Here is a 20,776-nt window from a genome sequence, read left to right on the forward strand (position 1 = left end):
GCCCTTTTAAATTAAATCGAGCGTTTTCGGTCGGGTTATTATTCCCATGCCTCACGATAGTTCTGTTCCAACAACTTTTGAATATCCGATTCTCTGTATAAGGTTTTACCCCCCAATTGAAGGTAAGGGATCTTGCCTTTGGTTCGGTATTCCTGTAATGCCCTCCGGCTGATTTTCAACCTGTCCGATACTTGCGCAACGGTCAAAAACCGTTCTCCGTTCAAAGACGGCTCATACCCTGTCATTACGATTTCGATTCTATCTAACAATCTATCGAGCGAACAGAATAAAGATTTTATCCGCTCATTATCTTTAGTTACAAGCTCTGTACTCATAATTACTCCGATTTCAGATTGTTGATGAACCGCTCCACATCTTCGGGCTTATAGTACATCTTTCGATTAAACTTCGTATAAGCCAGCTTTCTTTTATCTCGCAAATACTGTAATGTATTAGGGTTGACATTCAGAATAAGACAGACATCCTGATTATCCAACCAACCGTCAAGCTCTTTGTTTTTGTTCCGTTCAATCAGTTTTTCGGCTTTCTGAACAAACGATTCAAAACGCCCCAGCATAGCCTCAAAAGTACGGGCTTCTATATTTATTATCTCCATAGTAATTTACCTTTTATCGTTAATACTATGATTACGGGAAAACAAAGGTAAGTCATTAAAATACACCACATACCAGTCCTTTACGGGCTGGTAGCTTTCGTCCGCACTTGTCTATACCTAAAGTGCAAACTGATTCCGGCGGCGATTAAAATATGCCGTTTTTTTGTACTCCCTGTTCGGGCTATCCGGGAGTAAAGGGGGGATTTTTTCTACTGCCCGTATCTTATAACTTCTTCCTCTTTTAGCGGGAATGCCGACTTAGCCGATGAAGTGTTCGATTTCATGCTCGAAAGTATTTCCGTGTTCTTCACGCCGAAGCAAGTTCAAGCCTCAGAGCGGTTTCGTGAAAAATCTTCCTCTTTCCGTTCCGGCGAGCGTATTTATTCCCGAAAAACTTGCATCGGCTAAACACTACCTTTCTCTGCCCCTGAAACTCGATCACTCATAACCGGCTCCGATACGGCATAGCGTTCTAAAAAAAAGTCAGAATTATGATACGAACAGCAGAAAAAAACAGGAAACAACGATTCTCAAACCTTCCAATCAGCATAGGTTGGTTTTTGAAAATATCCTTTGCGATAGCAGGTTTTGCCCTCTGGGGTTGGTCGTTCGTGGCAGTTGTCGCAGGGATTTATTTAGCGTGGGCAATCATTAAAGGCATTTTGTCCTGCCTTATTCTTCTTGCCGTTATCGTTGGCTTTATCCTCCTTTTGATAGTATTAATTTTCTAAAATATAAAGACATGAAACCAAAGTATTTCAATTCGTTAGGCTCGTTAAACGAGTATGCAAACAACTATCCGAACAATAGTTTTTCGTTTGAACACAATCCCCGAAAATGCGGATGCGACAGCGTTAGATGCAGTTTCGATGTAACCGACAAAGAGGATAATGACATTTTGGAAATCCTTGTTATCTGCCCCATTTGTGCCAATAACCCTAAAAACAGACAGTAATATGACACAGCCTAAAATGAACCTGCACGGAGTATCAATATGCCCCGCAGGAGAAGAAAGTTACGAGCGTTACAAGGACTTTCGCGGGAAATGGCTTTACCAGTACGATTATAGAGATACGGACGGCGAACTGTTCAGCGTAGTAATGCCGACCCTTACCGAGTGCCGAATGAGGCGGGATAAATGGTTATCCGAAAAAATAGCAAATAGTAATCCTTTAAATAGTTAAGAGTATGAAAACGAACGAAGTAAACGACAGCATAATAGGGAAACGTTGCAAATCCGTATTCACAGGTTTAATGGTTGCGGGAACGATTGAAGCCATAAATATAACCGAGTATTCCGCAGAGGTAAAAGTCCGTTTTGATGAACTGCATAATTGGGGAAATGACATATACGAATACGATTGGTCGTATGCCCGACTTGCAGACGAGTTCGGCTCGTTACATCATTTGCAAATCATCGACGATAAATACAAAGCTATCAAGGTTACATTTTCGCAGTCCATAAAGGAGATTAGCCGAATGTTTACCAGTGATTATACGAATTGGCAAACGGTCAATCTGAAAGAATGGATTGATAATTACGAAAGTTCCCGATTTACCCCAATAGACGAACGTAGAGCCATTATTACCTCCGAATACAATATGGAGCATATTAAGGAATGGCTATCAAAGAACACCCCTGTAAAGGCAATCGAAACATTAATCTGAAATTCAAAAACAGCAATTTTAATAATCATTCAAATACTTACAATTATGACAGCAATTAAGAACAACGGCACAGCCGTAGCAGTAACAGAGAAAACAAACGAAGTAGTAACCGCAGTAGTGGTTAGCAAACCCGACAACGGCGAACGTAAAGCCGTAAACATCGCATCGGACTTGATAGAGCCGAGCAATTACAACGCCCGAAAAACATTCGATGCCGATGCGCTCAAAGAATTGGCGCAAAGCATCTCCGTTCATGGACTGATACAGCCTATCACAGTACGGCGCAAGGGCGAAAAAGGCGAACATTACGAAATCATTTGCGGGGAACGCCGTTTTAGGGCGTGCCGTATGCTCAAACTTTCCGAAATTCCCTGTATTGTTCGGGAAGTAACCGATGAACAGGCGTATGACCTTTCAATCTCCGAGAACTTACAGCGTGAGGACGTGCCACCAATGGAGGCGGCAGAGGCTTACAAACGCCTTATCGACACAAAGCGGTACGACATCGCAAGCCTCGCCGTAGCATACGGCAAGAGCGAAAAGCATATCTATCAAATGCTGAAACTTTGCGACCTTATCAAAGGAATTGCCAACCTCGTAAAAGAGGGTAAACTGACCGCATCGGCAGGGATAGTTATTAGCAAGTACGACAAGAAGATACAGGAGGAGATTTTGAACGACCGCTTAGGCAAGGATGGCGCAGACGAATGGTGTAATATCTCTGCAAATGCGTTGGAGGGCAAGATACGGAACTGTTATACGAACAACCTTGATAATTACAGTTTCGACAAAACGGGGTGTCTGAAATGTATTCACAATTCGAGCAATTTCGACCTGTTCGCCGAGGTTGGAGGTTGTGGCAAGTGTACCAATAAAAAATGTTTGTCGGACAAACAAACGGCATACCTTGTAGAACAGGCGCAAGCCGTAGCCCTTGCCGACCCGAAACTCGTCTTTGTCGGCGAACAGTACAGCCACGACAACGAGGCAACCCAAATAATCAAAAAGGGCGGTTATGAGTTTAAGAACGTGCAAACGTATAACCTTAATTCATACCCCACAACCCCGACCGAACCGCAAGCCTCCGAGTATAAAAAGCCCGAAGATTACAATAAGGCGCAGGAGAAATACGGCAAAGAACAGGAAAGGTACACCAAGCAAACGGCGCATCTCGAAGAACTGAAAGAGCAGGGCAAAATCCGTGTGTATGCTAAAATCGGCGATAGTAACGTAAGAATGTACTACAAAGAGGTAGCCACTAAAGACACCAAGACCAACGAGCAGTTAATCGCCGACCTTACCGCCAAGAAAAAGCGTAACAACGAACTGGCGGACGAAAAGACCGCCGAGGGCTTAAAAGAACTTTTGCGCACGGAACAGCTACCGCAGTCGGCATTTACCGCCGATGAAGAAACGGCAATGTATTTCTTTATGCTGTCTAAATTACGCCGTCATAACTACAAAGCCGTAGGATTGAAAGAAAACGACTATTACGGCTATCTGACGGATGATAAGAAACTCAAAATTGCATCTTCGCTGACCGAAGAACAGAAAACCGTTGTACGCCGTGATTACCTGTATAGCCACCTTACGGACAGCACAAGAACCGTAGGCGATGAAAAAGGCGGTATGCTGTTGGCATTTTCAAAACAGCATCTACCCGAAAAAACAGAGGAAATTGTAAGCACTCATAAAGAGGATTACGGCAAGAAAAACGCCCGGTTGGACGAGCGTATCGCAGGGCTGAAAGAGGCTGAAAAGAAAGCGAAAGCCGATGCCAAAGCGAAAAAGGCAGAGCAGACCGCCAAGACGGAGAAAGCCCCTAAAACGGACGGAAAAACGGCAGTACAAGCAAAGAAAACCGACAAGCCGACCGCACCCAAAGCGGAAAGTACCAAGCCGAAAGGTAAGGAACAGCCCAAAGCGACCCAATCCGAAAAGAAAGAGGCGAAACCGACCCCGCAAGCGGATAAAGTGCTGATTGTTACCGTACCCAAAGCACAACCTAAAGCAGAGGCGGTAGCAGTATAAACCGAGTATTAACAGGGGCGGGAGAAATCCCGCTCCATAAATAGCCCAATTATGACAGTATTTATATTATTCCAAACAGATATTCACAGGACAAGGGCAAGCCGTGTATTTTTCGGCGTGTTCACCTCCGAGGCGTTGGCGATAGATCACGCCAAAGAAAACGGCTTATATACCCACGATGCAGAAGTAGAAATAATTGAATGTGAAACGGATAAATTCGGGGAAGTATGAAAACGCACCGAATATGCCGAAATTGCGGAAAACCTGTAAGGAAAGAAACGAAGTTAGATTATCCCTTTTATTGTCCGCATTGTGATGAAAACCTTTACAGGTTTGAAACCATCCACAAAAGGAAAATCAAACATAAAAGACGAAACATAGTATGAGGATAGACGTATATATCGGCAATCCTATTATTGCCACACAGCAGGATTATTACGAACTGGAGGAACTTTTGCACGAGGTGGAACCCGACTGCCACAGCGTACAACTCCGACAGGAGCGGTTAATCATTGAGAATTTAAGCTGTAGGACGTTCCATTATCCACGCAATCCCACAATTCAATGGGTGGCTGACCGACTGCGCAATATGGTTGAAAACGGGCTATAAATGCCTTTGAAAATGATTTTAAGAACTTATATCCGGGCAGGGGGAACTTTGCCCGGACTTCTTTTTCCATGAGCCATTAACAAGGCTTTATGCGGGAGAAAAAGAAGCAAAAAGCCGATATATTCCTATACCAAATATTTATTAGGAATAAATAACAAACAGGAGATAAGTGATAATGGGGAAGTATATTCACGGAAGGATCGCTTTGATTATAGTTTGCTCTGTTTTTTCAAAAATCTCCTGTAAAGAATATTCCTTTACGGGTATGGGATCATGAATAGTAAATATAATTTTATTGCCTATACCTAAAGGAAAAGACCCCCACTTTGTCATTTTCCACGAATTATTTATTGTAATTGGAACTACATAAGCAGAAGGAGCAAATTCACAAAGAATTTTCAGTCCTTTTCCTTTAAATGGTTTTGTTTTACTTGTTGTATTGCTTCTCGTTCCTTCCGGAAATATAACCACAGGTAGTTTGTTTGCCTCTATATGTTGAGCAACTTTCTTTAAAGCCGGTAAAGATTGTGCTGGATTTTTTCTATCAATAAGTTCCCCTCCGCCATGAGTTAAAAAATATGAAATGCCAGCCCAACCTTTACGTAGTTCAATTTTGCCGATAAATAGGGGGTGTATTTTACGAAAAAACCAGCCGAAAGTAGTAAAATCATACATACTCTGATGATTTGCCACAATAATTAGAGGTACGTCCGTTGGAAGTTTATGTCGATTTTCAATTTTATATCGTGTACCCAAAATGTATGTATTAAATACTAAAAAGAAAAACATAGCATCTACACTTTTCCTGTGAGCCTTATATCCAAATAAGTTGAAACAGAACCATTGTATCGCTTGAAAAACAATCAATGTCGTTTTATGCAGTAAATAATAAATAACAGATAAAGGATATGATATCAACTTTCCCATTTATATATTTCTTTAAAATAACTTTTTCTCCTCTTTTTTTATTAATCTTTCGATATTCTTCCTGTGTGTAACAATAATCAAAAAGCAAGAAAGAACAGAGAAAACAGTAAGTGTAATTGATTGTGAATAACTTGAGGTATAAATTAGAATTGGATATACAATAGCAGAACAAATGCTTGATAAAGAAATAATCCTTGTTAGAAAGATAAGAATTATAAAAACAGCAAATGCGATAAGCCCCATAAATGGAGTAAGCCCAAAGAATATTCCAAACATTGAGGCGACTCCTTTACCTCCTTTAAAACTACTATAAATCGGGAAAATATGTCCGACCACGGCACAAATGCCAAATAAAATCTTTATTTGAAAATAAGCCTCTGAATCAATTATAATATTGGGGACAAAATATATCAATTGTACTGCAATAAATGATTTCATTGCATCCAATGTGAAAGCAAGTATGCCGATCTTGAATCCTACAATCCTACAGGCATTTGTTGCACCTGCATTTTTACTTCCAAACTGTCGTATATCAATATTCTTGAACCATTTGCCAAACCAAAAAGCGGAGCTAAAGGAGCCTATCAAATATGATATTATTGAAAAAAAAACTATTAAACACATAAGCAACTATGCATCAGTATTAAGAATTTTCGCGACTATTTTACTTGTTGATTGTCGGTCAAAATAAGGAACTACAATTATTTGAAAATTTTCATCACTAAAGAATCTTTTCATTGCAGGAGTCATTACAAAATCGCTTGAAATGGCAACATATTTTGGGGTCAAAAGCGATAGCGGATACATACAATTTTCCCAAATAATAGTTTCTTTATCATTGAAATTATATTTTTTTTTAAGAGTTGTAACATCACCTGCTCTCTGTATAAAAACATAATCTACATATCTTACAGCGTCAAGCATAACAGAACGTTCTTCTTCTGGTATTATAGGTCTGTTTACACCTTTCAATTTTTGCACAGCTTCATCATTGGCTACAGCTACAATTAAAGTTGAAACTATATTTTTCAGATTTTCAAACATTGAAATATGTCCTATATGTATCAAATCAAAACAACCAAAACATATAATCATATTTTGTTTAACACTTGTAGTGAAATCATTTATCTGATGCTGTTCTATAATCATAATTATTAATCTTAAAAATCGTCATTAGTTATTGGATACTTATTTATAGTTTCAATCAGTAGGTCATATTCTGCCTTGACTTTTAGTCCAAAGGTTGAATTATCACTTTCAACATATGGCAGAAGTGATTTGCAAGAATCTGCTACCTTTCGGGGTACCACTTTCCTTTTTTCTAATAGAGTCTTCATTGTTAACGTATTGTGCCTTCGAGCAATATAATAATGATTTATGGTGTCAGATTTTTTAAAGTGCCTTGTATAAGCATGTAAAATACCTTTGTATGTAATTTTCCCATCATCATAATGCGGCAATCGAAGTTCTAATTCATCATTGTAATACAATAGTGTCATTCCTATATGCCTTGCCAAGAATCCCTCATCTGTAACCAATTTTTGAAAAAAGCATTCCTCATCTTCTTCTTTTAATCCTCCTGCCACTTTGGAATGTAAAAGCAAAGCCTCAACATAAGGTTTAAATGTTTCTCCTGAATGCAGAAGTTTTTTTGCAAAATTATAAACACCAATGTATTCTCCTGTTCGCTGCATATGCATAATCAACAAATGTAGTTTACCATAGTAATTTTGCTCCTCTGGGTTGTCCATCACAGATATTTTGTTTAAGCATTTTCGACATAATTGTCTCAATGTTTTATATATCTCTTCTGGCTCGTCATCACGCATCAAATCGGATAGCAATGCATTAATGTCTATAGAGAAATTATAACTCATATATTTGTTAAGACTTCTCTTTTTTTTTATTGCAATGAAAGTTGCTTTTGCAACGAAAAAATCATAAAACTGGGAATGAATAAATCGGTATGTTTTTGTATTGCCATTTTTAGCAACAAAAATATTTATCACTCGTTCTACAATTTCCGAATCAATTTGAGTCATTTTATCCTTTACTCTTTTATTCATTATGCTAAATGAATAAGTTTGCCCTTTTTGCTGTCTTTCATAAGTAAATAGAGCCACTGTTTCAACAATTTCACAACCAACTTCAGCTGAAATATTTAATTTGTTTTTCTTGATTTCTCGCTTTATTGTTGCTGTTATAATGGAGTCAATAACTGTTCCTCTCCTTTTATCGAATTGCAAAATGTAGTCTGGCGATTCTTTGATGTGCATCGCTAACAATGTTAGCATAAGAATATTTGAAAAAATACTCCCATCTTGCTGAGAATCAGACAGAACGTTTGATACTTGTTTGATTTTTTCATCTACTTGAGGATCATCTGCGAAAAAATTGTTGAAATATGCAATACGCAGCTTTGCATCAATTGGTCTAAACTCAAATAGAGAATTGATGCCATCCACTTTTAGTTGACGATACAAATTTATTCTGGACGAAATAATAAATGTTCCATTTGCTCGCTGTGCAAGCGCATTTTCAATATCTATTGATTTTAATTTCGTACTTTTCTCATCTAATCCATCAAGCAGAAATACAAACTTATAATCTTTATGTAACGCCCGGAGTGCTCCGTCTCCTGCTTTGATTTTATATCGAGAAAGAATCATACGCACCAACTTAGTTCTGTCACAGGTAAACTTTGTTGCGTTATTAAGATTTAAGTATATAGGAAGTAGGTTATTATCAGAATTAGACAAAAAAATAGATAAGTCTAAGAAAGTCTTAATTAACAGAGTTGATTTTCCGCAACCTGAATCTCCAATACAAAATATGAGATTTTTATTGTTTTCCTGAGACTTATTGAGGATAAAAGGAGTAAAATCATCATTGAACGGGATGCCGTTTCTTAATAATGGAATATTAGCATAGTAGTTGTCAATATGTTCTACAATTGACTTATTTATAATAGAAGATGTTGACATTTCCTCAAGCTCCCAACGCTGCATATCAACAATAAGACTCACCAACGATTGCACGTTGGCGGCTGTCTTTTTTTTAGAAAACACATCTTCTCTTGTTAATTGAGAATAAATAATATTAGTAATAACAACAGGCATTATGTTTTATCGTTTATTAGTTCAACTAGTACCGAATCAATCTTTTCACATAGATTATATATTTCTCTTAATTTCTCTTCCGTTATCGTATCAATACTTATTTTAGTGTTAACTAACCTCGCAATCATAAGATTGTTCTCAATATTATTAAGAGTTTTAATCTTTGCCGCCAATTCGCATATGTCGTCAAAAAACGTTTCTTTGTTAAATAAATTTACTTCTCCAGAAGAAACCATTGCTTCCCAAATAGGAAGTTCAAAATAAAAAGATTTTCCTTGCAATGATTGAAAAATAATTACTCCAGAAGTATCCTTTTGTGTGATTGTATTGAGACTGTCTTTTATTTTGCTAATATCGCGTGATAAACTTAATATATAATTATTTTTGGTTTCAATAGTCTTCCTATTTTCGTTATATCTATCAAGCCATAGTGCAGTTACAAAACCCAGAAAAGCACCTATAACTGTAATTATCAGATTGATAAATATATTAGCCCATTCATGTAAATCACACTGAGCATAAAACCATCCTGTTGCTGCTAAAGCGGCAACAACCACAATAAATATTGACCATATAAGCCATAGAAACCATGTTTTTTTCATTTTATTACTTTTGAAAAATTAATCAAGTATAGGTTGCTGTCGTCTGCAAAAATACTCATAAAAAAACACCTGACAAAACTGCTTGCCAAGTGTTTTTCAATAACTTATCTAAAGTCGCTTATCATCAACCCCTTCATGCTTTCACTTATCCTATCTGTGTATTTATCTCCCTCCGGAACGCCAGCGGATCGGCAATAAACGGATATGAACTTGTAACGCCTCCGGTAGTAACCGTAATCGTTCCGAAGTTGAACATCCTGCCTAAAATACTTTGCTTAATATGCAAGCCTTCACACTTTGCCAGTACCAAATCTATTGCACGGCGGCTAATAACACCAGTTTTCAATACCACCCTCTTATTGGTTACAGCATAAGCCGAACCTATTTTTACAAGTAGCCTTTGCACAAGCGACACACTCCCGAAAAACAGAATAAGTAACCCTGCATAGTGGGTCATAGCTGATATTTCTTTAGGACTTGATGCAAGTAAAGCACCGATAAGCAGTAATATTATCGGTTGTGCGAACAGGAAGAAGTGCAGCTTTGCAACATATTTTATCTCTTCTCCGGGTTGTAAATTTGATTCGATATAGTTCATAATGACCTGATTTTTATTTAAGAACGTCCGTAAATATACATATTTTCAAAGCAGTACAAAGTATAATCACTTGTTTTTCAATATTTCAAACAGTAGGTAGCACCATCCGGTCGGATTCAGGTAGCGTTTCCCTTTCCTTACTTCATAATGTAGATGGCTGCCCGTTGCTGTCCCTGTACTACCCACGCAAGCAATTTGCCGGGCTATCTCTACCGAATCCCCTACATTTACCATTGTCCGGCTTAAATGCGCGTAAAATGAACGGAAACCGCCTGCGTGTTTGATTTCAATAAAATTTCCATATCCCGAACAATACCCCTTACGAACTATTATTCCGTTACCTGTGGCATATACCGGAGTGCCTTTTACGCCTGAAATATCAATCCCTGTATGGAATTTCCACACTCTGTAAATCGGATGATACCGCACCCCGAAGCCCGATGAAATACGCTGTGGCTTCTTAATCGGAAAAATCACGGGATAGTCGCATAGCTCACTGGTAGATAGGTTCAGCGAATCGGCTATCTGCTGAAATTCTGATACGGAATAAATCTGTTCTGTATATTTTTCTATCTCCGGTTTCCTGTTTAGAGAATCGCCCGTCTGCCCTGATGCGGGCAAATACGACAAGGCGATGAAGAGCATTAGTATATATTTCATAGCCAATTTATGAATAAAGTAAGCACCCGAAATACTCCGGGTGCTTTCCTGTTAGTCTATTTCCTCTCCCCACAGCTCTATGTCTGTCGGGGCATTCATCAACGACCGGGCTATACATAGCCAGCACAGGGCATTGAACACGATATAACTACCTATTATCATCGCCATCTTCCGTTTCGTCCTCTCCTTTGTCATTCTGAAACGAGAAAGTCTTTTGCACCACCTGTCCGTGATTATCTTCGATATACACGTCAATTACTTGCTGGTCTGTACAATGCGAAGTGTAATACATTCGGAACGTTTCTTTTTCCAACGGATAGAGGTCGTTTGGCAACAATGCCCGTCCATCGTCCAGTCGAAGTTCGCCCACTCCGTCAGGCTGGAAATAACGGATGAAAAACTTCGTGTCCTGATAATCTCCTTCCTTTACTAATTGGCAACGGATTTCCGCCACCTCGCCCTGAACGATTTTTTTCTGAACCGGCATACAAACCAGATCAAATGCGTAAACCTTATTAATATCCATATCGTCGTTACAGGCTAAGGCCAGTAGCATTATCGCTACCAGCCACGCTGTTATCCCGAAAAAACTCTTTATTTTTTTCATCTTTTTTACTGATTTAGTACCTTTGTACATCTAAAAAACAAAGGCTATGTTTATAATTATATTGACCTATCAAAAGGAAATTACCGAAGTAGAAAAGCATTTAGAAGCTCATCGGGAATACTTGGATTCAAATTATAAATCGGGTAATTTTATTGCATCCGGCAGACAGGAACCTCGTGTTGGAGGGATTATTTTATGCCGTGCCGATAACAAACAAGATGTACAGTTATTAATACAATCAGACCCATTTTATATAAATGAAGTAGCCAAATACGATATTATTCAATTTGAGCCTACCAAGTATGTTTCCGGCTTCGAGAAATTTCTCTAATTGATTATAAATTTCAGCCCGATGCCGAACTGTGTATGAAAATGTCCCGTAGAGTTGCCCCAAAGGATGCGTTCACGTCCTGTCAGGAGCAACACAACACGGTCGGACAGGTAGGTTTCCAGTTCCAGCGTGATAGCCCCGCCATAGATAAATGCGTCTTTGTGCCGGAGCGTAGAACCATCGTACAGGGTCTTTTCGCCCCAATTCGATGTTTCATACCCCGCAAGGGCAGAGCCACCCAACGAGAGTAAAAAAGTCTTTGACGGGTCGGACAGGATTTTCAGGTAGTAACCGCCTTCAGCGGTAAACTGTGAAACCGGAATGCGGATCGTCCGGTACGGGTAATACCGTTCCATAAACTCCGCACCGAACACCCACTTATTCCCTTTTTTAGCATAGGTTGCCATAGCCGCGCCGAAATAATATCCGGCTTCGTTATCCAATGCGGACGAGTATATACCATCCACCATTCCGCCTGTTACCTGTATGCCTTGCATACCCGGTAGCTGACGTTGTGCGTGTACCTGGTCTTTACAGAGCAGGCACAGCACAATCGCCATGATAAAAGATAACCGCTTCATGGTTATTTCGCTTTCAGTTCGTTAATAACCTTTGCCCGCATCAAATCGGCATTATCGACCGTGAAACGCTGATGTCTGCCGCCCTCTTGCTCATTCAGTTCGATAACAAGCATTTTATCATCGGGTATCGTAAACTTCGGCAGGGTAAAAATCATTCGCTCTGTGCGCTTACCGCCTATCAGCATAAGATTGTTATAGGCGCGTAGCGGCCAGATTACCTGTTCCTGAATAGCGGTGCGCTTGGCTACTTTCTTATCCACGATTTTGAACGTGATAAAATCTATATTGAACGGTACGTTGGACGAGTTTTTCAGTTGCAGATGGAAATACAACAGCCCGTTATGGGTATAAATGCCCTTTAGTGTATGTTGGATGCCGAAACGCTTACTGCCTAAATGTTTGATTTCCCTGTCATTGTTTTTATAGATGGACTGCATAATCAGCTTGACAAGCAGCGGCGATTCCTGCCCCAATTCCTGCATATAGACCGCAAGGGCATTGTTCGGTCGATTTACCGCCTCCCCATCGTGCAGGAAGTCGGTCATTTCAACGGACAGCTTTACAGGTTCGTCCGCATATTTTACATTGAACGTATAGTAATTCCCATCTTCGGTAATGACGGACAGATTACTCTCCCGGCTGAAATCCCGCAAAGCTGCTTTCACTCTCAATACGTTTTCTGTTCCATCCGCTTTCGCCGCGAGAAGATCTGCCGACCCTAAATCGACATACCTGATCGGTGCAGGAAAAATAACGTGAACAGTCTTATTAAATGTAACCTCCAACGCATAAGGCGGTATCATTCTATCGAACGTCAGCGGACGGGTAAAGCCTTGATAGTAGTCACCCGTTGTGGGCTTAGTCTGTATTACGGTAGCCGTTTCTTCGGTTACTGTCTGTACTTCCTGCGCGTTGGCTGCAAATACGCTCACCGCAAGGGTAAGCATCAAAAAGATTCGTTTCATACTTTTAATTCTTAATTCGTTAAACATTGATTTTTTAGTGGTGGGGTCGCAGACCCATTTGTTATTTTATTAGTCTGTTTTGGGAAGTAGCAGTAGCTTGTGATTGGCTTTCAGCGTAACCTTAACCACACTCATTTTCTTGCTCACATACTGCGAAGCCCCTTGAATAAGGCTTTTCCCAATATCGGCGGCAAACTGCGAACCTGCATCATCGGTAATCGTAATGCTCGACCCTGCCGATTGTGCCATCTGTGAGGCTATTTCTTTGGCGGCTCTTATCTCGTCTGAATTTGGTACGGAAATACCCCTTTGCCCGTCCGTATCGTACACATGCAGTTCAACCGGAATAATGTTGCCTGCATACTGAATCGAACCTATTGTAACTTCCATCCGTTCGCCACCGATACGGCACGCCCCGGTAATAATCGAGTTGGCAGGGATAAGTGTATTGCCCGCTTGCATTGGTTCTAACAGGCGTATTTGCAATTCCTTTCCGCTTGTCAGCGTTACGGTCTGGTTCACACAGGCACGGATGCTGTTTTTATCTTTCACTCCCTCGTTTCCGGCGGCAGTGAAAAATCCCATATTGCGGGGCTGGCTGAACGATTCTATAAACTCATCGTCCGACATCGGTGCAGAAAGCAGCGATACGACATTGTGGCGCACCTGCTTTACAGGCTGAACATTTACTTTATCTTTCGTAGAAGGAACAGGATTGCTATTTTCATCTTGCCCTGCCTGTGGCGGCATATACCTCGCCGCCATCGCATAGGATTTTTCCAGTAGTGCAGTCTGTTCATCCTCGGCGGCTTTCCGCGCTTCGGCTTCTTCCAGCTTGCGTTCCAGTTCATTCATGCGCTCTTCAACAGCGAGTTCCTGTGCGCTCTTTCCAGCAGGTTCTTCGTACCATTCTCCCAACTGCTTATTTATATCCTGATAGGCAGTTGCGGAGGCTTGCAGGTTATTTACAGGTTTTGATTGCCGTGCAGACGGATTTTCGTAATACTCCGGCTGATTGGATTCCTCCTGCTTTTGTTCTTCGTTTTGGTCGAACATGGTTGAAAAGTCCTGCAAAGAGCGCATCCGTTCCTGTTCCTTTTGCCTCATGGCTTCCTTCTCATAAGCATCGCGCTTATCCCCAACAATCCCCTCATCTTTGGGTACAGGTAGTTCGGCATTTAAGCCCGACAGCCCATCGACCTTTGTTTCGTCTTTGTCCGAAGGAGCGAAGATCAGCCACATCACACCGCCGAAAATCAGAAAGAACAGCGGCATTATCAGCATCTTTTTACGCTTTTGCCTCTCTGCCATCGAAAGTTCTTTTTTCGGCGGTTTTTGAGGTTTTTTTTCCGCTCCCGGCTTACTATCCGGCGCGGATGGTTGTACTTCAGGACTCGCTGCCGTTTCCGGCGGTGGCGTTCCTTTATTCAAATTCTCCTGTTCCATTATAAAAATTGTTTTGATGGTTAATACTATCCCTCTGCTGTTCCAGTTTCAGGGTTTCTATCTGTTCTATCTGCAATTCCCGTCCTTTGTCTTTACCTAAATTGTAAATCGAAGAAACAGTCATGTAGATAGATAAGCCGCTGAATACTATTAGCATCGTAACGATTACGATTACCCGTGCATCAGGGCTTAGAGGTCTGACAAGACTTCGCAAGCGGTCTTCCAACCACTCGTTTACACGTTGAATTATTTTCCGTATCATACCACACCTACCTTTCCGTTACCCGGATGTCCCGGTTTTCCACAATCTCGAATTTCTCCATAGTAAAACCGTGAGGGTTATTGTCCGAGCGTACCGAATTAATCAGGTTGCAGCGGGTTATCAAACTTCGTTCAGTCATGTTCGACTGGCGAAGGATCATCTGCCGGGCGTATGTTACCGCCGTGTAGGGGTACACATCGAAGTTACAGGCGATACTATCCACCTGTACGATCTGGTTAATATTGCCCGACACAATACGGTTGTAGTACCCTTTTTCCGCCATGTCCTGATAGTATTTGAAAGCACTTTTATCGACAAGGAACAATGCCCTGTTTACATTGCTTTCAATGGCTTTCTTGTCAGGCGAGAGCGTGAAGAACAGTTCATGAAACCGCTTAACGTGTTCCCGCGCTTCGACGGGGCGGTTCTGCGAAAGGTCTTGCGAGAGGGCAAGCATCAATGACTTGCCCCCGTCCAACACATAGATACGCTGGCGTTGCGCTTCGGCGAAACTGTACGCATTCCATACGGAATAACCCGTAATTCCTGCACACAGGCAGACAAAGACAATCCCAAAAAGGCGTATCTGCTTGAATGATGTTTCTATATTCTTTAAACTTTTGAACTCCATAATTTTTGAGTGTTTTTAATCGAATTACTTTTTACCTAATAATCGTCCGGCTACGTTGCCCGCAGCCGCTCCCGCTACACCTCCGGCAAGGGCAGCCCCTTTACTTGCAGTCGCATTTACCCCGCGCGTACCGCTACCGCCTCCGGCTTGGATCACCCAGCCCGCAACAGTCGGTATCGAGAAGTAGCCGATAATGCCAATAATCAAAAAGATGATATATACGCCGTTACTGCCGTCCGGCACGTAGGACGGGTCTTTCAATAGTCCTATATCCATTTGCAGCATGAGCGCCTGAATCTTAGACAATACCGCCGAAAACAAATCGGCAACGGGTAGCCACAGATACACGCTGATATACCGGGAAAGCCAACTGGTAAGCGTGGATTGGAAACCATCATACACGGAGAGGGCGAATGCCAGCGGCCCTAAGATTGACAGCACCACTAAGAAAAAGGTGCGTAACGTGTCAATCGTAAGGGCTGCGGCATTGAACAATAGCTCGAAGAAATCCCGGACTAACTGCCGGAACCACATTTTCATATCGTACCATTTGCGTTCACCCCACATACTGATAATCTCTCCCATTTCCCAGATTCCCAATTCTTCCATTTTCCGGTCGTAAACCTCGTCATCGACCAACCATGCTTTGCCCTCGCGTACCCGCGCATCATACTCCAACGCATCTTTCTCCGCCTGTAATGCCTGTACGTCCATTATCTGCGATTCCAGTATGGTATGCGTTCCTTTTACCACAGGCGACATTACGGCGTTGATTGTGCCGAGTACGATTGTGGGGAAGAACATTATGCACAGTCCGATGGCAAAAGGTCTAAGCAAGGGATATACGTCTATCGGTTCTGCCCGTGAGAGGGCTTGCCACACGCGGGAAGCCATATAAAACAGCGCACCTAAGCCCGCTATCCCTTTGGCGACACCGATCATGTCAGCGCACAAAGGCATCATTTCCTGATACAGATTTCGTAAAATCTGATGCAGGTTCTCAAAATCTATTGCTAACAACATCATGGCTTACCAGTATCTTTCGGATGGATCACCATATAGGGCGCGTACATGCTCCATATCACCTTTTTCCTGACTGCGGATAAAGGATACGGAGATACTTTTCTTGGAAAAGTACCGCGTCAGGTTGCGATGCTCAATCATTTTCGTATGTATCTCGTCTATGATTGCCATTCGCTCGGCATCGGTCATGGAAAGCCCGTTGGAGGCTGAAACGATATTCTTTATATCCGAAAGGAGATTGCCGCTTTCTTTCAGTAATTTGGAATATCCGTTAGATATGGCTTCCAGTTCTGCATGGGTGAAATTCTTATCCGTCAGCATTTTGTTGAAGTTGGTCGAATATATCTGCGATATTTCGCTGACCAATTCTACCGTTTCCTTTACCTTTCGGGCATCCTTGATAAGATTATGCACCGACTGTAATTTGTCGTAATACTCCTTGCCCTGACTATAAATCTTTTGCATTTCTTTGAACGAGTTGATTACATTGGTTGCCGTTGTCGCTGTTTTGGAAACCGTCAGTATATTTTGAGCAAGGTTCGAGGGGTCGATCACCGCCCATTGTGCTTTTGCCTGATAGGTACATAGTCCCATACAGACCAAAAGGCTTAAAAGAATCTTTTTCATTGCTATAAATTTTTAATTATTATTACTTGTTTGTTTTTTACAGTCCGAGAGGCGGATAGCCCAAACGGGCTAATCCTCTGCCCGGACATATTCCCCGAAAGCGGAAAGCAATAGTACCTCCCGCTCCCGGTCGTAGGCAATTCCGATACGCCCGTACAGGTCTATGTAATACAGACCGAACACACAGTACATCGTACAATCGCAGACTACCTGCGGGTTGTTGTAAGTAAGACAGAGCCGGATGCCTCCCCGCTTGCGGGAAGTGTTGCGGTAAATAGTTACCGCAGGCGCACCGTCCGGGCTTACCCAACGTCCCGTAATCTCCCACAGGTGAAAATCCTGATGTGCGGCGCAAGGGTCGGCTGCATTGCATTTGCTGAACATGGCGTACCTCCTTACTTTTTCGCTTCCTTAGCCTCTTTTCTTAATAGGCTTGCAGGGTCAATCACAAGGATGTCAATATGGGTGTTACCGCCGATGACTTCCGTTTCTTCTTCGCTTTCTTCCTGCTGTTTGAGCAGGACTTCGGTAAGGACACTGTTTATTCCTACCGTGTGAAGCAGCAACTTTTCCAGTTGCCCGTTACCAAATCTTTTTAACATGATCTTTTAGTGGTTGTGGGGCTTAACACCCCGGTTGATAATTACCCGCGTTTGCTTTCGGCAAGCTGTTTAATCGCCAGTTCGTAGTTCCCGCCGAGTTCGTCCGCTTTTTTGAATACTTCCACCTTTTCGGATTCCTCCGTCGTATAGGTCAGATATTCTTCACCGCTAACTTCCGTAGCATATACCGCCGACTGAACACCGCCCAGCCCGAACCATACTTCCTTGTATTTCCGGTTCGGATGGTTCGCCATGTTGATAGACAGGATTTGCCCTTTCTCTTTATCGGTCAGACCTAAAAGCGATTGGATCACATCGAAGCGGTTCATGAATTTTCGCTGGTCGAGAAGAATCTTGCAATCGGAGTTATTGATGATGCTTTCCTTAACGATGGGAGAAGAAATAATATCGTCGATTTCCTGTGTAACCGTTACGATTGAGCCAAAATGCTTTCTGACGGTTTTATACATATATCTAAGATATTCAGCCATATTTGCCGAAGAAAGGGCTTTCCATGCTTCCTCGATGATTAAGAGTTTTCTTATTCCCTTTAGTCGCCTCATCTTATTGATAAAGGCTTCCATGATGATAATTGTTACCACCGGAAATAACTCTTTATTGTCCTTTATGGAATCAATTTCAAAGACAATAAAGGACTTATGCAACAGGTCGATATTTTCCGCCGAGTTCAACAGGAAGTCGAAACGACCACCTTTGTAGTATTGCCGCAGGGTAGTAAGCATATTGTCGAGGTTAAAATCCTCACGGCTTACCTTGATTTCCCTCTCTTCCAGTTCCCGGCGGTAGTCGCCCATTATATACTCGTAGAAGGTATTAAAGCACGGTATGATACTACGGTCAGCCCGGATGCGCTCGATATACGCCGATACCGCACTGCCGAGTTCGCCGCTTTCGGTCTTACTCACCTTTTCATCTTCCGATTTCCACAAGGTCAAAAGCAGCGTTTTAATACTGTCTTTTTTCTCCACATCGAACTTGTAATCGTCGGTGTAAAAAGGATTGAAAGAAATAGGGTTTTCTTCGGTATAAGTAAAATAGATACCATCCTGCCCGCCCGTTTTCCGGCGTATCATTTCACAAAGCCCCTGATAGCTGTTACCTGTATCGACCAGAACGACGTGCGTATTCTGCTCCCAATACTGGCGTACCATATGGTTCATGAAAAAACTTTTCCCTGAACCCGATCCGCCTAAGACGAATTTATTGAGGTTGTTCGTTATGCCTCGTTTCTTCGGCTCATCGTCTATATCCAGATGCAGCGGCTTACCGCTCACACGGTCGCACATCTTAATACCGAAAGGAGAAAGCGAACTTTTATAGTTGGTTTCCTCTGTGAAAAAGCACAGGGCGGGTTCGATGAACGTGTAGAAACTTTCCTCCGAAGGGAAGTCCCCCGCATTGCCCGGCATAGCCGCCCAATAGAGGGTAGCCGCATCCGTTGTATTGTGGCGCGGCTTACACTCCATTACTGCTAACTGGCTACCTACATCGTTACGGATGTGTTTCAGTTCCTCCGTATCTTCCGACCATGCCATTACATTGAAATGCGCCCGGACAGAGGTAAGCCCGAACGAATGTGCTTCGTTCAGGTACTTGTCGATCCACTCTTTATTGATTTGGTTTCCACGACTGTACCTTGAAAGCGACTGCATATTCCTTGCACTCTTTTCAAACTTCCGCAGGTTCTCCGCCGAATCGTCCAGAAATATATACTGGTTATACACATGGTCGCAGGAGAGCAATAGCCCTACGGGTGCAGCAAACGATAATCGGCAGTCGCTCCGGTCGGTGGATAGCTTTTCATACCGCATATCCGTTCCGACCGTTCCGGGCAAGTCCTCCACATCGGAAATCGTATGCAGGCATACTTTCTTTGCTCCGATGCGAAGAGAGTCCGCTCCGAGTTCCATATCCTCTAAACAGGTCGTATCATCCAGCGAGAGGGCAAAGTATTTCTCTACCAGTCCGGGTTCTTTTTCCGTTCCCGTGATCTCGTCCGAAGTCAGGCGGGTAAGAGTTATAAATCCCGAATCGTTTACAATGCGTTCAAACTGTCCGACCGCCTCCAAAAACCGTGTAGCTGTGTCTTTGTTTACTTCTTTGGGTATGATGTTTCCCCGGCAAAGACTTGAAAAGCTGCTTTGCATACGCATACGCTCTTTTGTCGTTTTTGTCAGGTACAGGAAACAGCTATGGTTCAGATAGGGACGTTCGTTAAAGTGGCGTTCAAACGAGCGGGACAAAAAGCTCATATCCTCTTTATCCGTTTCGGGTTTGTAGGTTTCCTTTACGAACCAATCCTGTTTGTGGATAACCGAGTAATCGGGCAAAACCTTAATTGCTTTCGCCCAAGCCGAGTGTATCGCTTCATATTCTACGGCGGTAACGGTGAACAGTTCCGGCAGATCGACACGGAAAGCTACCGTTATGTCGGCATCTTTGGATATGATGCAGCCGTGTTCCACTGCCAATAGCGGGAACTTGCTTTCGATGGTAGCCGCTTTCATTGTATTACGCATCGCGCACCTCCTTCTTTTTTGGTCGGCTGAACAAGCGACGGGAATTTTTGCGGTTTATCAGGTAGCGCGGGTGCTGACGTTTTGCCAGCATTTTCATTAATCCATACTCCCCGTATTTCGCATTCAGGTTGAAAGTCAGCCACACCAAAGCGGATGCAGCGATAACGCCGAAGCCGATGCAGACCCACTGGTCTACACCTGCCATATACATAATCACAAAGACTACGAATACAGCCAATAGACCGCCCGCAAAGATGAATAGATACTGACTTTTCAAACCCTTAAATTCCACGCTCTTGCCAATGCCTTTATTAATATTATGCTCCATAG

The 20,776-nt window shown here is 42.2% G+C and carries 29 protein-coding genes; 8 read left to right on the top strand and 21 right to left on the bottom strand.

Translation table 11 applies throughout. The features are described 5' to 3' along the window. Positions 1 to 38: 38 nt before the first annotated feature. Complete coding sequence (locus D0T85_RS01400) at positions 39 to 335, bottom strand: helix-turn-helix domain-containing protein (RefSeq protein WP_163209451.1); 297 nt, start codon at positions 333 to 335, stop codon at positions 39 to 41. 2 nt (positions 336 to 337) lie between these two features. After that, positions 338 to 616 carry a helix-turn-helix domain-containing protein gene (locus tag D0T85_RS01405; protein ID WP_163209454.1) on the bottom strand — a complete coding sequence of 93 codons (279 nt, stop codon included), beginning with the start codon at positions 614 to 616 and terminating at the stop codon, positions 338 to 340. Between the two features lie 491 nt (positions 617 to 1,107). Here D0T85_RS01405 and D0T85_RS01410 point away from each other — a divergent pair, with 491 nt between their 5' ends. The 7 genes from D0T85_RS01410 to D0T85_RS01440 all read left to right on the top strand — a co-directional run bounded on the left by D0T85_RS01410 (position 1,108) and on the right by D0T85_RS01440 (position 4,925). Continuing rightward, a complete protein-coding gene (locus D0T85_RS01410) occupies positions 1,108 to 1,347 on the top strand; it encodes a hypothetical protein (RefSeq protein WP_163209456.1) in 240 nt (79 codons plus the stop codon). A gap of 11 nt (positions 1,348 to 1,358) precedes the next feature. Continuing rightward, positions 1,359 to 1,571 carry a hypothetical protein gene (locus D0T85_RS01415; RefSeq protein ID WP_163209459.1) on the top strand — a complete coding sequence of 71 codons (213 nt, stop codon included), beginning with the start codon at positions 1,359 to 1,361 and terminating at the stop codon, positions 1,569 to 1,571. A 1-nt stretch (position 1,572) separates the two neighbouring features. After that, entirely contained in the window at positions 1,573 to 1,800 is a 228-nt protein-coding gene (locus D0T85_RS01420; RefSeq protein WP_163209461.1) for a DUF3873 family protein, read from the top strand. A 4-nt stretch (positions 1,801 to 1,804) separates the two neighbouring features. Then, positions 1,805 to 2,284 carry a hypothetical protein gene (locus D0T85_RS01425; RefSeq protein WP_163209463.1) on the top strand — a complete coding sequence of 160 codons (480 nt, stop codon included), beginning with the start codon at positions 1,805 to 1,807 and terminating at the stop codon, positions 2,282 to 2,284. Positions 2,285 to 2,329: 45 nt separating this feature from the next. Then, positions 2,330 to 4,315, top strand: coding sequence for a ParB/RepB/Spo0J family partition protein (locus tag D0T85_RS01430; protein ID WP_163209465.1), 1,986 nt, complete (start codon positions 2,330 to 2,332; stop codon positions 4,313 to 4,315). 51 nt (positions 4,316 to 4,366) lie between these two features. Next, entirely contained in the window at positions 4,367 to 4,546 is a 180-nt protein-coding gene (locus tag D0T85_RS01435) for a hypothetical protein (RefSeq protein WP_203558393.1), read from the top strand. Positions 4,547 to 4,697: 151 nt separating this feature from the next. Next, positions 4,698 to 4,925: a hypothetical protein gene (locus D0T85_RS01440; protein WP_163209467.1), complete on the top strand. Its 228-nt coding sequence runs from the start codon at positions 4,698 to 4,700 to the stop codon at positions 4,923 to 4,925. A gap of 189 nt (positions 4,926 to 5,114) precedes the next feature. Here D0T85_RS01440 and D0T85_RS01445 read toward each other — a convergent pair whose 3' ends face one another. The 8 genes from D0T85_RS01445 to D0T85_RS01480 all read right to left on the bottom strand — a co-directional run bounded on the left by D0T85_RS01445 (position 5,115) and on the right by D0T85_RS01480 (position 11,438). Continuing rightward, positions 5,115 to 5,852 (bottom strand): 1-acyl-sn-glycerol-3-phosphate acyltransferase, encoded by a 738-nt coding sequence (locus D0T85_RS01445; protein ID WP_163209469.1) that lies wholly within the window; start codon positions 5,850 to 5,852, stop codon positions 5,115 to 5,117. A 12-nt stretch (positions 5,853 to 5,864) separates the two neighbouring features. Then, entirely contained in the window at positions 5,865 to 6,476 is a 612-nt protein-coding gene (plsY, locus tag D0T85_RS01450) for a glycerol-3-phosphate 1-O-acyltransferase PlsY (RefSeq protein ID WP_255495678.1), read from the bottom strand. Positions 6,477 to 6,482: 6 nt separating this feature from the next. After that, entirely contained in the window at positions 6,483 to 7,001 is a 519-nt protein-coding gene (locus tag D0T85_RS01455; protein WP_163209473.1) for an adenylyltransferase/cytidyltransferase family protein, read from the bottom strand. Between the two features lie 11 nt (positions 7,002 to 7,012). Then, entirely contained in the window at positions 7,013 to 8,971 is a 1,959-nt protein-coding gene (locus D0T85_RS01460; RefSeq protein WP_163209475.1) for an NACHT domain-containing NTPase, read from the bottom strand. Continuing rightward, a complete protein-coding gene (locus tag D0T85_RS01465; RefSeq protein ID WP_163209477.1) occupies positions 8,971 to 9,573 on the bottom strand; it encodes a bestrophin family ion channel in 603 nt (200 codons plus the stop codon). Before D0T85_RS01465 ends, D0T85_RS01460 begins: the two co-directional genes overlap by 1 nt. Positions 9,574 to 9,718: 145 nt before the next feature. Next, positions 9,719 to 10,171, bottom strand: coding sequence for a PH domain-containing protein (locus D0T85_RS01470; protein ID WP_163209479.1), 453 nt, complete (start codon positions 10,169 to 10,171; stop codon positions 9,719 to 9,721). Positions 10,172 to 10,237: 66 nt separating this feature from the next. After that, the gene (locus tag D0T85_RS01475) at positions 10,238 to 10,831 is read right to left on the bottom strand and encodes a M23 family metallopeptidase (RefSeq protein WP_203558394.1); all 594 of its coding nucleotides are present in this window, start codon (positions 10,829 to 10,831) and stop codon (positions 10,238 to 10,240) included. Between the two features lie 148 nt (positions 10,832 to 10,979). Further along, entirely contained in the window at positions 10,980 to 11,438 is a 459-nt protein-coding gene (locus D0T85_RS01480; RefSeq protein ID WP_163209481.1) for a DUF3872 domain-containing protein, read from the bottom strand. Positions 11,439 to 11,484: 46 nt separating this feature from the next. Here D0T85_RS01480 and D0T85_RS01485 point away from each other — a divergent pair, with 46 nt between their 5' ends. Next, positions 11,485 to 11,769, top strand: coding sequence for a YciI family protein (locus D0T85_RS01485; protein ID WP_163209483.1), 285 nt, complete (start codon positions 11,485 to 11,487; stop codon positions 11,767 to 11,769). On the opposite strand, the gene D0T85_RS01490 is transcribed toward D0T85_RS01485, so the two are convergent. The 11 genes from D0T85_RS01490 to D0T85_RS01540 all read right to left on the bottom strand — a co-directional run bounded on the left by D0T85_RS01490 (position 11,766) and on the right by D0T85_RS01540 (position 20,774). Then, positions 11,766 to 12,350, bottom strand: a complete 585-nt coding sequence (locus tag D0T85_RS01490) for a conjugal transfer protein TraO (protein ID WP_163209485.1) — start codon at positions 12,348 to 12,350, stop codon at positions 11,766 to 11,768. The two genes, D0T85_RS01485 and D0T85_RS01490, sit on opposite strands and share 4 nt — an antisense overlap. 2 nt (positions 12,351 to 12,352) lie before the next feature. Then, a complete protein-coding gene (gene traN / locus D0T85_RS01495; protein ID WP_163209488.1) occupies positions 12,353 to 13,315 on the bottom strand; it encodes a conjugative transposon protein TraN in 963 nt (320 codons plus the stop codon). Between the two features lie 69 nt (positions 13,316 to 13,384). Continuing rightward, positions 13,385 to 14,626: a conjugative transposon protein TraM gene (gene traM / locus D0T85_RS01500; RefSeq protein ID WP_239060610.1), complete on the bottom strand. Its 1,242-nt coding sequence runs from the start codon at positions 14,624 to 14,626 to the stop codon at positions 13,385 to 13,387. A 112-nt stretch (positions 14,627 to 14,738) separates the two neighbouring features. Then, positions 14,739 to 15,023 carry a TraL conjugative transposon family protein gene (locus D0T85_RS01505; RefSeq protein WP_163209492.1) on the bottom strand — a complete coding sequence of 95 codons (285 nt, stop codon included), beginning with the start codon at positions 15,021 to 15,023 and terminating at the stop codon, positions 14,739 to 14,741. Positions 15,024 to 15,030: 7 nt separating this feature from the next. Continuing rightward, positions 15,031 to 15,654: a conjugative transposon protein TraK gene (traK, locus tag D0T85_RS01510; protein WP_163209494.1), complete on the bottom strand. Its 624-nt coding sequence runs from the start codon at positions 15,652 to 15,654 to the stop codon at positions 15,031 to 15,033. Between the two features lie 24 nt (positions 15,655 to 15,678). Then, complete coding sequence (gene traJ / locus D0T85_RS01515; RefSeq protein ID WP_163209496.1) at positions 15,679 to 16,680, bottom strand: conjugative transposon protein TraJ; 1,002 nt, start codon at positions 16,678 to 16,680, stop codon at positions 15,679 to 15,681. Positions 16,681 to 16,683: 3 nt separating this feature from the next. Beyond that, entirely contained in the window at positions 16,684 to 17,304 is a 621-nt protein-coding gene (locus D0T85_RS01520) for a DUF4141 domain-containing protein (protein ID WP_163209498.1), read from the bottom strand. A 69-nt stretch (positions 17,305 to 17,373) separates the two neighbouring features. Beyond that, positions 17,374 to 17,688, bottom strand: a complete 315-nt coding sequence (locus D0T85_RS01525; RefSeq protein ID WP_163209500.1) for a DUF3876 domain-containing protein — start codon at positions 17,686 to 17,688, stop codon at positions 17,374 to 17,376. Positions 17,689 to 17,699: 11 nt separating this feature from the next. Continuing rightward, on the bottom strand, positions 17,700 to 17,906 hold the full coding sequence (locus D0T85_RS01530; RefSeq protein WP_163209502.1) for a hypothetical protein: 207 nt from the start codon (positions 17,904 to 17,906) through the stop codon (positions 17,700 to 17,702). Positions 17,907 to 17,947: 41 nt separating this feature from the next. Continuing rightward, the gene (locus D0T85_RS01535; protein ID WP_163209504.1) at positions 17,948 to 20,446 is read right to left on the bottom strand and encodes a TraG family conjugative transposon ATPase; all 2,499 of its coding nucleotides are present in this window, start codon (positions 20,444 to 20,446) and stop codon (positions 17,948 to 17,950) included. Continuing rightward, positions 20,439 to 20,774, bottom strand: coding sequence for a DUF4133 domain-containing protein (locus D0T85_RS01540; protein WP_163209506.1), 336 nt, complete (start codon positions 20,772 to 20,774; stop codon positions 20,439 to 20,441). The genes D0T85_RS01535 and D0T85_RS01540 overlap by 8 nt, the downstream gene beginning before the upstream one ends. Positions 20,775 to 20,776: the final 2 nt, after the last annotated feature.

The sequence above is a fragment of the Bacteroides sp. 519 genome, assembly GCF_010500955.1.
Classification (GTDB): Bacteria; Bacteroidota; Bacteroidia; order Bacteroidales; family Bacteroidaceae; genus Bacteroides.

What these genes read in the sequence shown, in the direction of transcription:
- D0T85_RS01400 (WP_163209451.1), bottom strand. Translation starts at nt 335, where the DNA reads ATGAGTACAGAGCTTGTAACTAAAGATAATGAGCGGATAAAATCTTTA.
- D0T85_RS01405 (WP_163209454.1), bottom strand. Translation starts at nt 616, where the DNA reads ATGGAGATAATAAATATAGAAGCCCGTACTTTTGAGGCTATGCTGGGG.
- D0T85_RS01410 (WP_163209456.1), top strand. Translation starts at nt 1,108, where the DNA reads ATGATACGAACAGCAGAAAAAAACAGGAAACAACGATTCTCAAACCTT.
- D0T85_RS01415 (WP_163209459.1), top strand. Translation starts at nt 1,359, where the DNA reads ATGAAACCAAAGTATTTCAATTCGTTAGGCTCGTTAAACGAGTATGCA.
- D0T85_RS01420 (WP_163209461.1), top strand. Translation starts at nt 1,573, where the DNA reads ATGACACAGCCTAAAATGAACCTGCACGGAGTATCAATATGCCCCGCA.
- D0T85_RS01425 (WP_163209463.1), top strand. Translation starts at nt 1,805, where the DNA reads ATGAAAACGAACGAAGTAAACGACAGCATAATAGGGAAACGTTGCAAA.
- D0T85_RS01430 (WP_163209465.1), top strand. Translation starts at nt 2,330, where the DNA reads ATGACAGCAATTAAGAACAACGGCACAGCCGTAGCAGTAACAGAGAAA.
- D0T85_RS01435 (WP_203558393.1), top strand. Translation starts at nt 4,367, where the DNA reads ATGACAGTATTTATATTATTCCAAACAGATATTCACAGGACAAGGGCA.
- D0T85_RS01440 (WP_163209467.1), top strand. Translation starts at nt 4,698, where the DNA reads ATGAGGATAGACGTATATATCGGCAATCCTATTATTGCCACACAGCAG.
- D0T85_RS01445 (WP_163209469.1), bottom strand. Translation starts at nt 5,852, where the DNA reads ATGGGAAAGTTGATATCATATCCTTTATCTGTTATTTATTATTTACTG.
- plsY (WP_255495678.1), bottom strand. Translation starts at nt 6,476, where the DNA reads ATGTGTTTAATAGTTTTTTTTTCAATAATATCATATTTGATAGGCTCC.
- D0T85_RS01455 (WP_163209473.1), bottom strand. Translation starts at nt 7,001, where the DNA reads ATGATTATAGAACAGCATCAGATAAATGATTTCACTACAAGTGTTAAA.
- D0T85_RS01460 (WP_163209475.1), bottom strand. Translation starts at nt 8,971, where the DNA reads ATGCCTGTTGTTATTACTAATATTATTTATTCTCAATTAACAAGAGAA.
- D0T85_RS01465 (WP_163209477.1), bottom strand. Translation starts at nt 9,573, where the DNA reads ATGAAAAAAACATGGTTTCTATGGCTTATATGGTCAATATTTATTGTG.
- D0T85_RS01470 (WP_163209479.1), bottom strand. Translation starts at nt 10,171, where the DNA reads ATGAACTATATCGAATCAAATTTACAACCCGGAGAAGAGATAAAATAT.
- D0T85_RS01475 (WP_203558394.1), bottom strand. Translation starts at nt 10,831, where the DNA reads ATGAAATATATACTAATGCTCTTCATCGCCTTGTCGTATTTGCCCGCA.
- D0T85_RS01480 (WP_163209481.1), bottom strand. Translation starts at nt 11,438, where the DNA reads ATGAAAAAAATAAAGAGTTTTTTCGGGATAACAGCGTGGCTGGTAGCG.
- D0T85_RS01485 (WP_163209483.1), top strand. Translation starts at nt 11,485, where the DNA reads ATGTTTATAATTATATTGACCTATCAAAAGGAAATTACCGAAGTAGAA.
- D0T85_RS01490 (WP_163209485.1), bottom strand. Translation starts at nt 12,350, where the DNA reads ATGAAGCGGTTATCTTTTATCATGGCGATTGTGCTGTGCCTGCTCTGT.
- traN (WP_163209488.1), bottom strand. Translation starts at nt 13,315, where the DNA reads ATGAAACGAATCTTTTTGATGCTTACCCTTGCGGTGAGCGTATTTGCA.
- traM (WP_239060610.1), bottom strand. Translation starts at nt 14,626, where the DNA reads ATGGCAGAGAGGCAAAAGCGTAAAAAGATGCTGATAATGCCGCTGTTC.
- D0T85_RS01505 (WP_163209492.1), bottom strand. Translation starts at nt 15,023, where the DNA reads ATGATACGGAAAATAATTCAACGTGTAAACGAGTGGTTGGAAGACCGC.
- traK (WP_163209494.1), bottom strand. Translation starts at nt 15,654, where the DNA reads ATGGAGTTCAAAAGTTTAAAGAATATAGAAACATCATTCAAGCAGATA.
- traJ (WP_163209496.1), bottom strand. Translation starts at nt 16,680, where the DNA reads ATGATGTTGTTAGCAATAGATTTTGAGAACCTGCATCAGATTTTACGA.
- D0T85_RS01520 (WP_163209498.1), bottom strand. Translation starts at nt 17,304, where the DNA reads ATGAAAAAGATTCTTTTAAGCCTTTTGGTCTGTATGGGACTATGTACC.
- D0T85_RS01525 (WP_163209500.1), bottom strand. Translation starts at nt 17,688, where the DNA reads ATGTTCAGCAAATGCAATGCAGCCGACCCTTGCGCCGCACATCAGGAT.
- D0T85_RS01530 (WP_163209502.1), bottom strand. Translation starts at nt 17,906, where the DNA reads ATGTTAAAAAGATTTGGTAACGGGCAACTGGAAAAGTTGCTGCTTCAC.
- D0T85_RS01535 (WP_163209504.1), bottom strand. Translation starts at nt 20,446, where the DNA reads ATGCGTAATACAATGAAAGCGGCTACCATCGAAAGCAAGTTCCCGCTA.
- D0T85_RS01540 (WP_163209506.1), bottom strand. Translation starts at nt 20,774, where the DNA reads ATGGAGCATAATATTAATAAAGGCATTGGCAAGAGCGTGGAATTTAAG.